The sequence below is a fragment of the Gordonia sp. JH63 genome (assembly GCF_009856645.1).
Classification (GTDB): domain Bacteria; phylum Actinomycetota; class Actinomycetes; order Mycobacteriales; family Mycobacteriaceae; genus Gordonia; species Gordonia hongkongensis.
On the sequence record NZ_CP047235.1, the window covers coordinates 3,681,917 to 3,695,533 of the forward strand.

General features: G+C 67.9%; 15 protein-coding genes and 1 tRNA gene. 12 read left to right on the top strand and 4 right to left on the bottom strand.

What is annotated here, in order from left to right; all coding sequences use genetic code 11:
- The first annotated feature begins 67 nt into the window (after positions 1-67).
- The 4 genes from GR168_RS16500 to GR168_RS16515 are packed head-to-tail and all read left to right on the top strand — an operon-like array spanning position 68 to position 1,614.
- Positions 68-424 carry a VOC family protein gene (locus GR168_RS16500; protein WP_159371234.1) on the top strand — a complete coding sequence of 119 codons (357 nt, stop codon included), beginning with the start codon at positions 68-70 and terminating at the stop codon, positions 422-424.
- Complete coding sequence (locus GR168_RS16505) at positions 421-774, top strand: metalloregulator ArsR/SmtB family transcription factor (RefSeq protein ID WP_159371235.1); 354 nt, start codon at positions 421-423, stop codon at positions 772-774. Before GR168_RS16500 ends, GR168_RS16505 begins: the two co-directional genes overlap by 4 nt.
- Complete coding sequence (locus GR168_RS16510; RefSeq protein ID WP_159371236.1) at positions 764-1,297, top strand: hypothetical protein; 534 nt, start codon at positions 764-766, stop codon at positions 1,295-1,297. Before GR168_RS16505 ends, GR168_RS16510 begins: the two co-directional genes overlap by 11 nt.
- 17 nt (positions 1,298-1,314) lie before the next feature.
- A complete protein-coding gene (locus GR168_RS16515; RefSeq protein WP_159371237.1) occupies positions 1,315-1,614 on the top strand; it encodes a YciI family protein in 300 nt (99 codons plus the stop codon).
- Positions 1,615-1,673: 59 nt separating this feature from the next.
- Here the strand turns inward: GR168_RS16515 and GR168_RS16520 are convergent.
- The 3 genes from GR168_RS16520 to pgm all read right to left on the bottom strand — a co-directional run bounded on the left by GR168_RS16520 (position 1,674) and on the right by pgm (position 4,364).
- Positions 1,674-1,746, bottom strand: a tRNA-Ala gene (locus tag GR168_RS16520).
- A 129-nt stretch (positions 1,747-1,875) separates the two neighbouring features.
- Positions 1,876-2,628, bottom strand: a complete 753-nt coding sequence (locus GR168_RS16525) for a DsbA family protein (protein ID WP_065631552.1) — start codon at positions 2,626-2,628, stop codon at positions 1,876-1,878.
- Positions 2,629-2,720: 92 nt separating this feature from the next.
- Positions 2,721-4,364, bottom strand: a complete 1,644-nt coding sequence (gene pgm, locus GR168_RS16530) for a phosphoglucomutase (alpha-D-glucose-1,6-bisphosphate-dependent) (RefSeq protein WP_159371238.1) — start codon at positions 4,362-4,364, stop codon at positions 2,721-2,723.
- Positions 4,365-4,485: 121 nt separating this feature from the next.
- Here pgm and GR168_RS16535 point away from each other — a divergent pair, with 121 nt between their 5' ends.
- The gene (locus tag GR168_RS16535) at positions 4,486-5,121 is read left to right on the top strand and encodes an alpha/beta hydrolase (protein ID WP_203235952.1); all 636 of its coding nucleotides are present in this window, start codon (positions 4,486-4,488) and stop codon (positions 5,119-5,121) included.
- A 2-nt stretch (positions 5,122-5,123) separates the two neighbouring features.
- Here the strand turns inward: GR168_RS16535 and GR168_RS16540 are convergent, their stop codons facing one another.
- Positions 5,124-6,905, bottom strand: coding sequence for a long-chain-acyl-CoA synthetase (locus GR168_RS16540; protein ID WP_159371240.1), 1,782 nt, complete (start codon positions 6,903-6,905; stop codon positions 5,124-5,126).
- 157 nt (positions 6,906-7,062) lie between these two features.
- Here GR168_RS16540 and GR168_RS16545 point away from each other — a divergent pair, with 157 nt between their 5' ends.
- The 7 genes from GR168_RS16545 (at position 7,063) to GR168_RS16575 (ending at position 13,595) form a co-directional block, all read left to right on the top strand.
- Positions 7,063-8,298 (top strand): CaiB/BaiF CoA-transferase family protein, encoded by a 1,236-nt coding sequence (locus GR168_RS16545; RefSeq protein ID WP_159371241.1) that lies wholly within the window; start codon positions 7,063-7,065, stop codon positions 8,296-8,298.
- 20 nt (positions 8,299-8,318) lie between these two features.
- Complete coding sequence (locus GR168_RS16550) at positions 8,319-9,158, top strand: ABC transporter ATP-binding protein (protein WP_159371242.1); 840 nt, start codon at positions 8,319-8,321, stop codon at positions 9,156-9,158.
- A complete protein-coding gene (locus GR168_RS16555; protein WP_159371243.1) occupies positions 9,155-10,291 on the top strand; it encodes an ABC transporter permease subunit in 1,137 nt (378 codons plus the stop codon). Before GR168_RS16550 ends, GR168_RS16555 begins: the two co-directional genes overlap by 4 nt.
- Positions 10,288-10,929: a class I SAM-dependent methyltransferase gene (locus tag GR168_RS16560; RefSeq protein WP_159371244.1), complete on the top strand. Its 642-nt coding sequence runs from the start codon at positions 10,288-10,290 to the stop codon at positions 10,927-10,929. Before GR168_RS16555 ends, GR168_RS16560 begins: the two co-directional genes overlap by 4 nt.
- Positions 10,930-10,993: 64 nt before the next feature.
- Positions 10,994-11,917 carry a metal ABC transporter substrate-binding protein gene (locus GR168_RS16565; RefSeq protein WP_159371245.1) on the top strand — a complete coding sequence of 308 codons (924 nt, stop codon included), beginning with the start codon at positions 10,994-10,996 and terminating at the stop codon, positions 11,915-11,917.
- Positions 11,914-12,720 (top strand): metal ABC transporter ATP-binding protein, encoded by an 807-nt coding sequence (locus GR168_RS16570; RefSeq protein ID WP_159371246.1) that lies wholly within the window; start codon positions 11,914-11,916, stop codon positions 12,718-12,720. Before GR168_RS16565 ends, GR168_RS16570 begins: the two co-directional genes overlap by 4 nt.
- Positions 12,717-13,595, top strand: a complete 879-nt coding sequence (locus tag GR168_RS16575) for a metal ABC transporter permease (RefSeq protein ID WP_159371247.1) — start codon at positions 12,717-12,719, stop codon at positions 13,593-13,595. The genes GR168_RS16570 and GR168_RS16575 overlap by 4 nt, the downstream gene beginning before the upstream one ends.
- Positions 13,596-13,617 lie beyond the last annotated feature (22 nt).

Sequence of the window (13,617 nt, forward strand, 5' to 3'; positions counted from 1 at the left end):
CTTGCGTCTTTCGTCAGCACTCGCTAACGTTAGCAGTTACCGACGCATACCGGCACAAGGAGTCCTCATGGGAGCACCAGTCGCATTCTTCGAGATCACCTCGCACGACCCCACTCGACTCACCGCGTTCTATCGCGATCTGTTCGACTGGACCATCGACGACAGTTCCGGCCCGGAGTACTCGCTCGTCGACACCGGCGCAGGTGACGGCGCCGTCTCCGGCGGCATCGGCGCCGTGTCCGAACCCGGCGGGACCGGCGGGGTGAGTGTCTACATGCGCGTCGACGATCTGCAGGCGTCCCTCGACCGGGCCGAGGCACTCGGCGGCAAGGCACTCGTACCGCCCACGGACCTCCCGGATGGGTACGGCAAATTCGCCATGTTCGCCGACCCCGACGGCAACTCGATCGGACTCTGGGCGTGACCGACAAGTCCCCGGGCGTCGACGAGGCCCTGCGCGCGATGGCGGAGCCCCGCCGCCGCGCCATCCTCGAACTCGTCTCCGGCGAGGAGCTGTCCGCGGGCGACATCGCCGCCCGGTTCGACGTCAGCCGCACCGCGATCTCCCAGCACATCACCGTGCTGAAAGACGCCGGGCTGCTGGCCGAGCGCCGCGAGGGGACCCGACGCATCTACCGCGCCCGACCCGAGGGCATCGACCGACTACGCGACCTGCTCGACAACATGTGGGCGTCATCTCTCGACGTCGCGCGGCAACTGGTCGAGGCCGAACACGGACTGACCGACGCCGACGAGGTGAACCGTGCCGGGTGAACGCGAGGTCGACGACGCCGGGAGTCGCGATGGCGGTGCCGTTCTCCCGCTCCGACGGCCGCCGATTCGTCAATCCACCACCGTCCGTAGCGATCTCGACCATGTCTTCACCACCTTTGTCCGGACCATCGGGGTCTGGTGGCCGCTGCAACCGATGTCGATCGGCGGGGACCGGGCACGGACGGTGACCATCGACGAGTTCACCGGCGGCCGGGTCTATGAGACCTGGGACGACGGCACGACCGCCGAATGGGGGCGACTCGCGGTGTGGGAACCCCCGAGCCGGTTCGTCATGTCGTGGCTGAACACCCCCGAGCCGACCGAGGTCGAGCTGGCCTTCACCTCGCTCGGTCCGGCACTGACTCGGGTGTCCGTGGAACACCGCGGCTGGGAGCATCTGAGCGAGGAACAGCTTCGCGAAGACTGCGCCGCGCCAGGCGGTTACAGCTCCGGCGCGTATTCCGGCGGCTGGGCCGCCGCCCTGGCGGCCTGCGTCGACGTCATCGAATCGACCCACCCCTGAAGAGAGAGCGTCAGAACATGACCCACTTCGTGTACAAACTCGTCCCGCCGCGTCCCACCTTCGGTCCCGGCGACATGTCCGACGACGAGGCCGCCATCATGGGCCGCCACGGCTCGTACTGGTCGGGGCTCCTCGCCGACGGCACCGCCGTGATCTTCGGTCCCGTCGTCGACCCGACCGGGAACTGGGGCCTGGGCGTGGTGCGCGCCGACTCCGAGGACGATGTCCGGGCCATCAGCGCCGCCGACCCGGCCGTCACCACGGGCCTCGCCCGCGTCGAGATCCTCCCCATGCCCGTGGGCATCGGGCGCGACTGACCGGACCCGATTCAACGAGAAAGCCCGTTCCGACATCGGTCGGAACGGGCTTCGTTCGGTGGAGCTAAGGGGACTCGAACCCCTGACCCCCACACTGCCAGTGTGGTGCGCTACCAGCTGCGCCATAGCCCCGTATTTTGTTGTTCCGCCCTGTTCGAGGGCACTGGCGAAGTTACACCATCTCGGTGACGGCAACCAAATCGCCAGGACTCCGGGCGGAGTTACACCGGGCCGGAGTCCCGACGATCAGCTGCGACCCGATCAGGAGTTGCCGCCACCCAGGATGCTGTCGAGCCAACCGGTGCCCTCGAGGACGCCGTTGACGGGTTCGCCGTCGTGCAGCACGGTCGGGGTGCCGACCTGGCCGCCGGTCGCCTTCGACAGTTCGTCGGTCGACTTCTGCGCGTTTTCCTCGGCCTGGGCGACCTTCGCGTTGTCGGTGATGCACGTGGCGGTGGCCGGCGTCGCGCCCTGCTCGGTGGCGAGACGCGCGAGCTCGGGGCTGGTGATGTTGCCGGTGCCGTCCTCGGGCGGCTGGGCGGCGAACAGCGCGCTGTGGAACCGCAGGAACAGATCGGTGTTCTGCTCGTCGGCCACGCAGGTCAGCGCACCGGCAGCCCGCGAGCTGTAGTCACCGGTCGCCGACCGCGAGTTCAGGAAGTGCAGCGTGTGGTAGCGCACGCGGAGTTTGCCCTCGGTGACGGCCTTGGTGATGGCCGGTCCGGACTGCTGCTCGAACACCTTGCACACCGGACACATCGGGTCTTCGAAGACGTCGATGAGCGGAGCGGTCTCGGGACCGACGATCATCGTCGAACTCGACGCCAGCGCGGCTTGATCGGTGTCACCCTGATCGCGTCCGCTCCACCAGATCCCGCCGATCACGAGGCCCGCGATCACCAGGACCGCGATGCCGCCGAGCACGTAGGTCATCGTGTTCGACGGCGCGCTCGGCTGATACTTCGAGTTGGTGGTGCGGGGCACCGATGCTCCCGGCTTGCGCTTCTTGCTCACATTCCGACAATAACGGCGTCGCGCTGAAAATTGTCTGAGGGAACGTCCGGCCGGAACGGGGCGGTGACCACCACCGCCGGCCCGCTAGTCGCTCACGCCCCCAGCGCCGCGTCGACGACCTGCTGCGCCTCGCTCTGTACCTGCGCGAGATGGTCTGCGCCCTTGAAGGATTCGGCGTAGATCTTGTACACGTCCTCGGTCCCCGAGGGGCGAGCCGCGAACCAGGCGTTCTCCGTCGTGACCTTCAGGCCGCCGATCGGTGCGCCGTTGCCCGGTGCGGTCGTCATGATCGCCGAGATGGGTTCGCCCGCCAGTTCCGTGGCCGTCACCTGCTCCGGTGACAACTTCGACAGCACCGCCTTCTGCTCCCGGCTGGCCGGCGCGTCGATCCGCGCGTACGCCGTCGTCCCGTACTCCTCGGCGAGTTCGGCGTAGCGCTGCGACGGCGACTTGCCCGTCACCGCGAGGATCTCCGACGCCAGCAGCGCCATGATGATGCCGTCCTTGTCGGTCGACCACGGGCTGCCGTCGAAGGTCAGGAACGACGCCCCGGCGCTCTCCTCACCACCGAAGGCGACGCGACCGTTCAGCAGGCCGTCGACGAACCACTTGAAGCCGACGGGAACCTCGAGCAGCGGTCGTCCGATCCCTGCGACCACCCGGTCGATCAGCGACGACGACACGAGCGTCTTGCCGACCGCCGCCGACTCCGACCACTGCGGCCGGTGCGTGAACAGGTAGTCGATCGCGACGGCCAGGTAGTGGTTGGGGTTCATCAGGCCGGCGTCGGGCGTGACGATGCCGTGCCGGTCCGAGTCGGCGTCGTTGCCGGTCGCGATGTCGTAGGAATCACGGGCGGAGATGAGTGAGGCCATCGCGTTGGCCGACGAACAGTCCATCCGGATCTTGCCGTCGGTGTCGAGCGTCATGAACGAGAACGTCGGGTCCACCGTCGGATTCACGACCGTCAGGTGCTCGAGGTTGTATCGCAGGCCCAGCAGCGCCCAGTAGCCGACGGACGCGCCGCCGAGCGGGTCGGCGCCGATGTGGATGCCGGCGTCGCGGATCGCCCGCATGTCAACTACATCGCCGAGTCCGTCGATGTAGTTGAGGAGGAACGAGTAGTCGTGCACGAACTCGCTGCCGCGCGCACGCTCGAACGGGATGCGCGCGACACCGTCGAGCTTCTGCTCGAGCAGTTCGTTCGCCCGCGCCGCGACGACCGAGGTGATCGAGGTGTCCGCGGGACCGCCGGTCGGCGGGTTGTACTTGAACCCCCCGTCCCGCGGCGGATTGTGTGACGGCGTCACGACGATGCCGTCGGACAGCACCCCCGGGTTGTCCTGGTTGAACATGAGGATGGCGCGGCTGACCGCCGGCGTGGGTGTGAACGAGTCGCTCTCGGCGGTGTAGACGGTGATCTCGTTGGCCGCGAGCACTTCGAGTGCGGTGCGCCAGGCGGGGACCGAGAGAGCGTGGGTGTCGAACCCGATGAACAGCGGACCAGAGATCCCGGCCGAGCGGCGGTAGTCGACGATCGCCTGCGTCGTCGCGAGGATGTGGGCCTCGTTGAACGCGTTGTCGAAGCTCGATCCGCGATGCCCCGACGTCCCGAACACGACCTGCTGCAACGGGTCCGACGGGTCGGGTGTGTTGTCGTAATAGGCACGCACCAGGGCGTCCACGTCGACGAGGTCTTCGGGCAGGGCCAAGGTACCAGCGCGAGGATGTGCCATGACCGCGATTGTGCCATTCCACACGCCGTTCGCCCGGTCGACGAACCGATCCGTCCGGACCCGGATACCGAATCGCTACGGTGGGACGATCGTCGACGTCGCATCGAAGGGGCCTGCACACATGCTGATCGCCGGATTGTCGGGACTGCTGTCCCCCGGACGCCGATCCCCCGGCCTGCTCGTGCTCGTCCTGCCGGGCGGCACGGACAACAGCCACAAACCGTTCAGTCCCTGGCAGCCGTCCGCCCTGCGCATGTACCCGTTCACCTGGTCGCTGCGACTGCGATTCGGCCGGTCGGTGCGCGTCCACCAGGTCGGCTACCGCGTGTACGGCTGGAACGGCGACGACAACTCGCCTCTGCTCCCCGCCCGTGCGGCACTCGACGAGATCTGCCGACGGCACCCGGGCGTGCCGGTGGTCGCGATCGGACACTCGATGGGCGGACGCGTGGCCGCCCATCTCGCCGCCGACCGCCGGGTCATCGGCGTCCTCGGCCTGGCGCCGTGGTGGCAGTTCGCCGACTGGCGACACATCCAGCCCGGCGCGCGGGTCGTCGCGGTGCACGGCGACGCCGACACCCGCACGCTCGCGAAGCGGACCCGCAAGGGCATCGACGAGCTCTCGGCGCTGGGCGTCGACGCCGAGTTCATCCCGGTCCCCGGCGGCGGTCACGCCATGCTCGATCACATCGGGCTCTGGCATCGCAGCGCGCTCGACTTCGTCGGCGAGCGCCTGTCCGCGCTGCGCGGCGCCTGACCTCAGCGCGTCGGCCGGCCGGCCAACTCCTCGACGAACTCCGGGTAGAACTCGACGTATTTCTCCCCGACGAGCACGTAGAGCGGATCGTCGCCGGTCTGCCCGTAAGCCTGTTTGCGGAGTTCGGTGCGCATGTTCTTGAACGTCGAGGTGTGTTCCAGCGCCTCGACGATCCGGACGAACAACGGCACGGCGTACGCGGGCAGACCGTCGCGAACGTGCCGGGCGAGACCGTCGGCGTCGAAGGTCTCGCCGTCTCGCAGGCTCACCGCCGCCATGCCGGCCTTGCCGTCGACCCCCGGAACGGGCACACCGAACACGACCGCCTCCTCGACGGCGGGGTGCGCGTCGAGCACCGCCTCGACCTCGGTGGTGGCCACGTTCTCACCCTTCCAGCGGAAGGTGTCACCGATGCGGTCGACGAAGCCGATGTGCGAGAAGCCCTGATCGCGGACGACGTCGCCGCTGTTGAACCACCTGTCGCCCTTGCGCTTCGCGTCGCGGACGATCTTTCGTTCGGTCGCGGCCGGGTCGGTGTAACCGTCGAACGGTACCCGTGAATTGATCTGCGCGAGAAGCAATCCGGTACCACCCTTCCCGACCGGCCGCACCCGCCCGTCGGGACCGCGCAGTGGCTCGCCGGTCTCCTCGTCGTATTCGACGATCGTGTACGGCAACGGCGAGAACCCGGCCGTCTTGGACAAGCCGAAGACGTTGATGAAACCGATGTTCGCCTCGCTCGCCGCATACAACTCGACGACGCGGTGGATACCGAACCTCTCGGTGAAGTCATCCCAGATGTCCGGGCGCAGACCGTTGCCGACGGCCAGCCGGAGGCGGTGCGCGCGATCGGTCGACTTCGGCGGCTGCGCGAGGAGATAGCGGCACAGCTCACCGATGTAGGCGAACGCGGTGGCGTTGTTCTCGATGATCTCGTCGATGAACTTCGACGCCGAGAACTGCTTGCCGATGGCCAGGCAGGCGCCCGACGCGAGGACCGACGAGACCGAGATCGTGAGAGCGTTGTTGTGGTAGAAGGGCAACGCCGTGTACATGACGTCGTCGCCGCGCAGACGGATTCCCAGCCCGCCGATGCCGTTCATCGCCACCAGCCAGCGGTAATGACTCATCTTGCTCGCCTTCGGGTAACCCGTTGTGCCCGAGGTGAAGATGTAGATCGCGGTCGACCCGACCTCGATCGAGTCGGTGACCGGCCGGTCGAGCGGTGAGCAGCGCGCGGTCAATGTGGCGAGTTCGGCGAAGGTGAACTCCTTCTCCGGCCGGCATCCGGCCGGCACCGATTTCAGCGCCTCCAGCAGATCATGCTGATAGAGAACCACTTTCGGCTCGATGAGTCCGAGACTGTGTTCCAGCACCGCGCCGCGCTGGTTGAAGTTGAGCATTCCGCAGATCGCCCCGATCTTGACGATCGCGAACATCGCGATGACGACATCGGGGTGGTTTCGCGAGAGCACCGCGACCACGTCACCGCGCCCGACACCCTCGCGAGTGAGGAAATCCGCGAGCCGGTTGGCCCGAGCATTGGCCTCGCGGTAAGTGATCGACGCACCCTCGAACCGGAGGAAGTCCCGGTCGGGGTACTTCTGCGCACTCTGCTGGAACCGCTTGCCGATGGACATCTTCGTGGTCGGCGGTGTGGGCAGCATCGCCGGTAGGGTCCGCAGAATCGTGCCGGCGTCACGACGCAACGACGCGACTCCCGACACCATGTCGGCCAGCCGGATGTCCGGCAGCAGTCCCGTGCCCGACGCGTGATCAACCATGTTCCCCAGCCCTTCGGTGTGTTCGACGACACACACCCTAGCGACAGCTCGTCCCCATTGACACATTGGGGGCTATTTGTTTCAAGCGAACATCGCGATCCGGCGAGCGCAGGGGTCGACCCTTGGCGCACGCCGGGTGACCGGCCACACTGTCTGGATGACCGACACCTCGCCGCGATCGACGAGCGACCGTCCCGCCGGCCCGCTCGACGGCGTCACCGTCCTCGAACTGGGCACGCTCATCGCCGGACCGCACGCGGCACGGCTGTTGGGTGACATGGGCGCGGACGTCATCAAGATCGAACCGCCCGGCAAGCCCGATCCGATCCGCACCTGGGGACAGGCGGAGGTCGACGGTCACCGCTTCTATTGGACGGTGCACGGCCGCAACAAGAAAGCGGTGACCCTCGATCTGCGGGCGGACCGAGGGCGCGAGCTGTTCCTCGATCTCGTCGAACGGGCCGACATCATCGTCGAGAATTTCCGTCCCGGGACGCTCGAGCGGCTCGGTATCGGCCCGGATGTACTGTCCGCTCGCAACCCGGGCATCGTCGTGGTGCGCGTCTCGGGCTACGGCCAGACCGGCCCGGATTCGACACGAGCCGGGTACGCCTCCGTCGCCGAGGCTGCCAGCGGTCTGCGGTATCTCAACGGCTACCCCGGACAGCTCCCGCCCCGGCTGGCGCTGTCACTCGGCGACACCCTGGCCGGCATGTTCGCCGCGCAGGGCGCCCTCGCGGCACTGTACCGGCGTGCGGTGACCGGCAAGGGGCAGGTCGTCGACACATCCCTCATCGAATCGTGTGTCGCCGTGCAGGAATCGGCCATCGCGGACTACGACGCAGGTGGCGTCGTCCGCGGCCCGTCGGGCACCCGGCTCGACGGCATCGCTCCGTCGAACCTCTACCCGACCAGTGCGGGCACGCACGTCATCATCGCCGCCAACCAGGATTCGGTGTTCGCCCGGCTGTGCGCGGCGATGGGACAACCCGAGCTCGCGACCGACGACCGCTTCGTCGATCACGCCGCGCGCGGACGCAACCAGGACGAGCTCGACGAATTGATCGGCGAATGGTCGCGGCAGTACACACCGGAGAAGCTGACCGAGGTACTCGGCGCCGCGGGAGTCGTTGTCGGACCGGTGAACTCGGTCGCCGAGATGGTCGCCGATCCGCACCTGCAGGCACGGGGGATGATCGCCGAACACTACGACGAACGTGCGCACCGCACCGTCCTCGGTCCCGGCGTCGTGCCACAGTTCAGCGACACCCCCGGTGGCATCCGCAACGCCGGTCCCCCCGCCCCCGGTTGCGACAACGAGGCCGTCTACGGCGGATTGCTCGGGCTGCCCGAAGACGAGATCGCGGCGTTGCGGGAGGCCGGGGTCATCTGACACTCGGCTACGGTCGAGCCATGTCACTGGTCGCGACCGGGCTCTCGCGCACCTTCGGCCGGCACACAGCCGTCGCCGATGCGAGCCTCGAACTCAAATCCGGCAGGATCACCGGGCTCGTCGGCCCCAACGGGGCGGGCAAGACCACCCTGCTCCTGCTTCTCGCGGGCCTACTCGCCCCCGATACCGGCGCGATCCTGGTCGACGACGCGCCGGTGAAGCCGGCGGACATGCGTCGACTGACGGGGTGGATGCCGGACATCTTCGGCACCTGGGAGAGCCTCACGGCGCACGAGATCCTGACGACGTTCGCCAAGCTCTATGGGATGCCCACCACCCAGGCCCGGCAACGCGCCGCTCAACTGCTCGAGTCGGTCCATCTGACCGACTTCGCGACACGGCCGGCGCACGAGCTGTCGCGCGGCCAGAAACAGCGCCTCGGCTTCGCCCGAGCCCTGGTGCACCGACCCCGGATTCTGCTGCTCGACGAGCCGGCATCCGGAATGGACCCGCGGTCACGGATGGAGTTGCGCGGCCACTTGCGCCGCCTCGCCGACGACGGGTGCGCCATCCTGGTGTCCTCGCACATCCTCTCCGAACTGGAAGAGATGGTCGACGACGTCGTGCTGATGACCGAGGGCCGGACCCGCACACCGCAGGGCGCGGCCGGCGGGGTGTGGCGGATCCGGCTCGTCGGCCAGCCGCCCGGGCAGGCGCGGGAAGTTCGCTTCGACGACGAGTCCGCTGCCGCGCGGCACCTCGCGCAGGTGGTGTCCTCCGGTGCGGCGGTCAGCGAATTCGCTCCCGTGTCCTCCGGCATCGAAGATGCCTACCTCGCACTCGACCCGGAGCGCCGATGACCACCAAGACGCACGAAGCAGATGTCTCGCCGCGGGCCCGCTTCTCGTCGTGGTGGCGGATGGTCGGGGTCATCGTCGAACTCGAACTCCGCCAACGGCTACGGACGACGAGATGGAAGGCCACGCTCGTCGTCGCGTTCGTCGTGACCTCCCTCGCCGTCTTCGGATCGATGTACCTGGCCGTCGGAGCATTCGGCGGCACCTACGCCGGGTGGGCGTCGAATCTGTACGGGCTCCTGATCGGATTCCTGTTGCTACTCGGGATCATCGTGGCCCCGACCCTGGCGGCGACCACGATCAACGGTGACCGCAAGGACGCGACCCTGGCCGTGGTGCAGGACACCGCGATCAGCAATTGGCAACTCGCACTCGGCAAGCTCATCGGCAGTTGGGTGGCGGGGATGGCCTTGGTCGCCGTCGCCGCACCGTACGTGATCTGGGGACTGATCGAAGCGCCCCAGTCGATCTGGCGCGGAGTGCTCGGCGCGGTCGTCCTTGCGCTCGTCTTCGCGTGCTACGCGGGGATCGGACTCGGGTTCTCCGCGGTGACGGCGCGACCGGCAGGGTCCGCGGTGCTGACGCAAGCCGCCGTCTTCTTCCTCCTGCTCGGCCTACCGGTGGTGTTCGGCCTGCTGTATCCGACAGTCGCGCAGACGCATTCGGTGGTCCGCACCGAAACGGCGGTGACCGATCCATCGAGCCCGACGCCCACCTGGACGTGTCGCGAGGTCACCCGAGGAGAGGAATTCCACCACCACGAACGCATCTGGTGGCTCCTCGCCCCGAACCCGTTCTTCATCGTGGCCGACGCCGTCTCCTCGCCGCCGCAGAACCCGATGAGGACCTCCGACAGCACGGCAGCCCAGGAGATCGCACGGACTCTGTCGGCAGTCCGGGCGGGTCCGTACATCGGCCCGCGGACATGTGCCGACATCTCCTACGGTTACAGCGACGGGAGCGACCCCATCGGCCATCGCGCCCGTGAAGCAGCACATGAGACGTCCGAGATGGGCCACTCGTGGTACGTCGGCCTGGGGATCTATCTGGCGCTCGGCGGCCTCGGGTACGTTGCCGCGGCGCGTCGTCTGCGGATCCCGGCGGGCAAGCTGCCGCGCGGAGTCCGGATCGCATGAGTGCCGGCGACGACTCTGCCGGGTACCAGCCCGGTTACGACGCCCTCGCCGACTTGTACGCCGCGACATTCCCCTCGCCGTTCTCGAACGCGCTGCAGCGCCGCGTGATCGAGTCCTTCGTCGACCACGTTCCCGGGAGCAGGATCCCCGGGACCGTGCTGGACGTGGGTTGCGGACCGGGCGGTGTGACGGCGGAATTGGCCTCCGCCGGTCTCGGTGTCATCGGCGTCGACCCGAGCGCCGAGATGCTGCGGATCGCGAGATCGTCGCATGCCGACCTACGCTTCGTTCTCGACGACGCACGGTTGACCTCGACGGAGCTCGAGGACATCGACGTCGCCGCAATCGTGGCGCGCTTCAGCCTGATCCATGTGCCACCCGCATCCGTTCCCGGCATTCTCGACGGCTGGGCCGCGCGGATGAGCTCCGGGGGCATCGTGCTGGTGGCGGGACAGACCACCGACGTGGACGAGATCGTCGAATTCGATCATCGGGTGGCGCCCGCCTGGCGTTGGCACCCGGATCGGATGGCGGCGGCCCTGGCCGATGCCGGTTTCGACGAGGAGTGGCGCACCGTCAAGCGTGCCGATGACGCCCATCGCTTCGCCGAGTTCCATCTCCTCGCGATACGCCGATGACGCTGTTCCAGGGCACGTACCCCCCGAACTAGAAAGTTCGGCGAACCGAAACTATAGTGTCGGCATGCCCAAGCTCGTGCGTCGCCGGTTCGTCACCGTCGGGGCACTGCTTGCTGCCGTGTGCACGATCCTCGCGGGATGCACGCTGTCGAGTCGGCTACCCGACGAGAAGGTCGTGCTCACCACGTTCACCGTGCTCGCCGACATCGCCTCGGAGGTCGCCGGCGACCGTCTGCAGGTGGAGTCGATCACCAAGCCGGGAGCCGAGATCCACGGCTACGAGCCGACTCCCGGCGACATCCGCCGGGCCGCGACCGCGTCGCTCGTCCTCGACAACGGTCTCAACCTCGAAGCCTGGTTCGCCCAGTTCGTCGACGGCCTCGATGTCCGGCACGTCGTTGTCAGCGAGGGTGTCGAACCGATCGACATCGCGTCGGATGCCTATGCGGGCAAGCCGAATCCGCATGCGTGGATGAGTCCGGTGAATGTGCAGATCTACGTCGACAACATGGTGCGCGCGTTCACGGAGCTCGATCCCGACGGCGCCGCCACCTTCGAGTCCAATGCGGCGGCGTACAAGCGGCAGCTCCAGCAGGTACAGACCGATCTCACCTCATCGCTGGCCGGACTACCCGCCAACGAGCGGGCCCTCGTCACCTGCGAGGGCGCGTTCTCGTATCTCGCCCGCGACGCCGGACTCGTCGAGCGCTACATCTGGCCGGTCAACGCCGAACAGCAGGCGACGCCGCAACAGGTCGCCGAGACGATCGACTTCGTCCGGGCGAACCGCGTTCCGGGCGTGTTCTGCGAGTCCACGGTCTCCGACGCCCCGATGCGACAGGTCGTGAACGCGACCGACGCCCGGTTCGGCGGCACCCTGTACGTCGACTCGCTCTCCGAGGCCGACGGCCCCGTACCCACCTATCTCGACCTCATCCGCCACGACGTCGCGACCATCGTGTCGGGCCTGACCGGGAGCAACACGTGAACGTCTCAGCGACAACCGGTTCCGCCATCGAGGTGACGGACGTGACCGTGCGATACGGCGACATCCTCGCGCTCGACCACGCGTCGGTACGAGTACCGTCCGGCCAGGTGTGCGGCCTCGTCGGCATGAACGGGTCGGGTAAGTCGACGCTGTTTAAAACGATCGCGGGGTCGGTGACCCCGACGACCGGTACGGTCCGGCTCGGCGGCCGGACCCCCACCGCGGCGCGTCGAGCCGGCGCGCTCGGTTACGTACCGCAGTCCGAGGACATCGACTGGAGCTTCCCGGTGTCGGTCCGTGACGTGGTGATGACGGGTCGCTACGGCCATCTCGGGTTCACGCGCCGCCCCAAGCGGGCCGACCACGACGCCGTCGACGAAGCCCTCGCACGCGTCGAGCTCACCGACTTCGCCGACCGCCAGATCGGCCAGTTGTCCGGCGGGCAGCGCAAGCGGGCCTTCGTGGCCCGCGGCATCGCACAGGAGGCCGAGATCCTGCTGCTCGACGAACCGTTCGCCGGCGTCGACAAACGCACCGAGGGGACCATCACCGCACTGCTACGCGAACTCGCCGATGCCGGGACGACGATCCTGGTGTCCACGCACGATCTCCAGGTCCTGCCCGAGCTGGCCGACGAGGCGATCCTGCTGATGCGCCGCGTGATCGCGCAGGGCGCGCCGGCCGAGGTGATCACCACCGACAACCTCGTCCGCGCGTTCGGGCTCGATCCACTGGCCCGGCCGACGTCGGAACGCGTCGGGTCCGAACGCCTCACCACCGACCGCCACGAGGAGGTCTCGTGAACATCGTCGACATCCTTCTCGACCCGTTCGCCTACGCGTTCATGACGCGTGCCCTGTGGGCGACGCTGATCGCCTCGGTCGTGTGTGCGCTGTTGTCGTGCTGGCTCGTGCTGATCGGCTGGTCGCTGATGGGTGACGCGGTCTCGCACGCGGTGCTGCCGGGCGTGGTCCTCGCCTACATCGTCGGCGTGCCGTTCGCCATCGGCGCGGTGATCTTCGGCTTCCTGGCGGTGGCACTGATCGGCGCTGTCCGCGACGGCGGCCGGGTCAAGGAGGACGCCGCCATCGGCATCGTCTTCACGACCCTGTTCGCGTTCGGCCTGGTGCTGATCTCGGTGACGCCGAGCCAGACCGACCTGAACCACATCATCTTCGGCAACCTCTTGGGCGTCTCGACGTCGGATCTCGTGCAGATCGCGATCCTGGGTGCGATCGTGGCGACCTTGCTGCTGCTCAAGAGACGCGACTTCACCCTCTACGCCTTCGACCGCACGCACGCTTTCGCGATCGGACTCAGCCCGAAACTGCTCGGCGCGGCCCTTCTCGCGCTGCTCGCCCTCACCGCGGTGACCGCGCTGCAGGTGGTCGGCATCGTGCTCGTGGTCGCGATGCTCATCATCCCCGGCGCGACGGCCCGACTGCTCACCGATCGCTTCGGCCGGATGCTCGTCATCGCGCCCGCGATCTCGGCGATCTGCGGGGTCATCGGCCTCTACGTCTCCTACTACCAGGACACCTCCCCCGGCGGGATGGTCGTCCTCGTCCAGGGCATCGCGTTCTTCGGTGTCTACCTGTTCAGCCCGACCCACGGCGTCGTCACCAGACGACGCAAGCATCGCGCGAGCGCGACGCTCGATGCGCTGAGTACCGGTTAGCGAACCGGCCGGCGCGAAACGA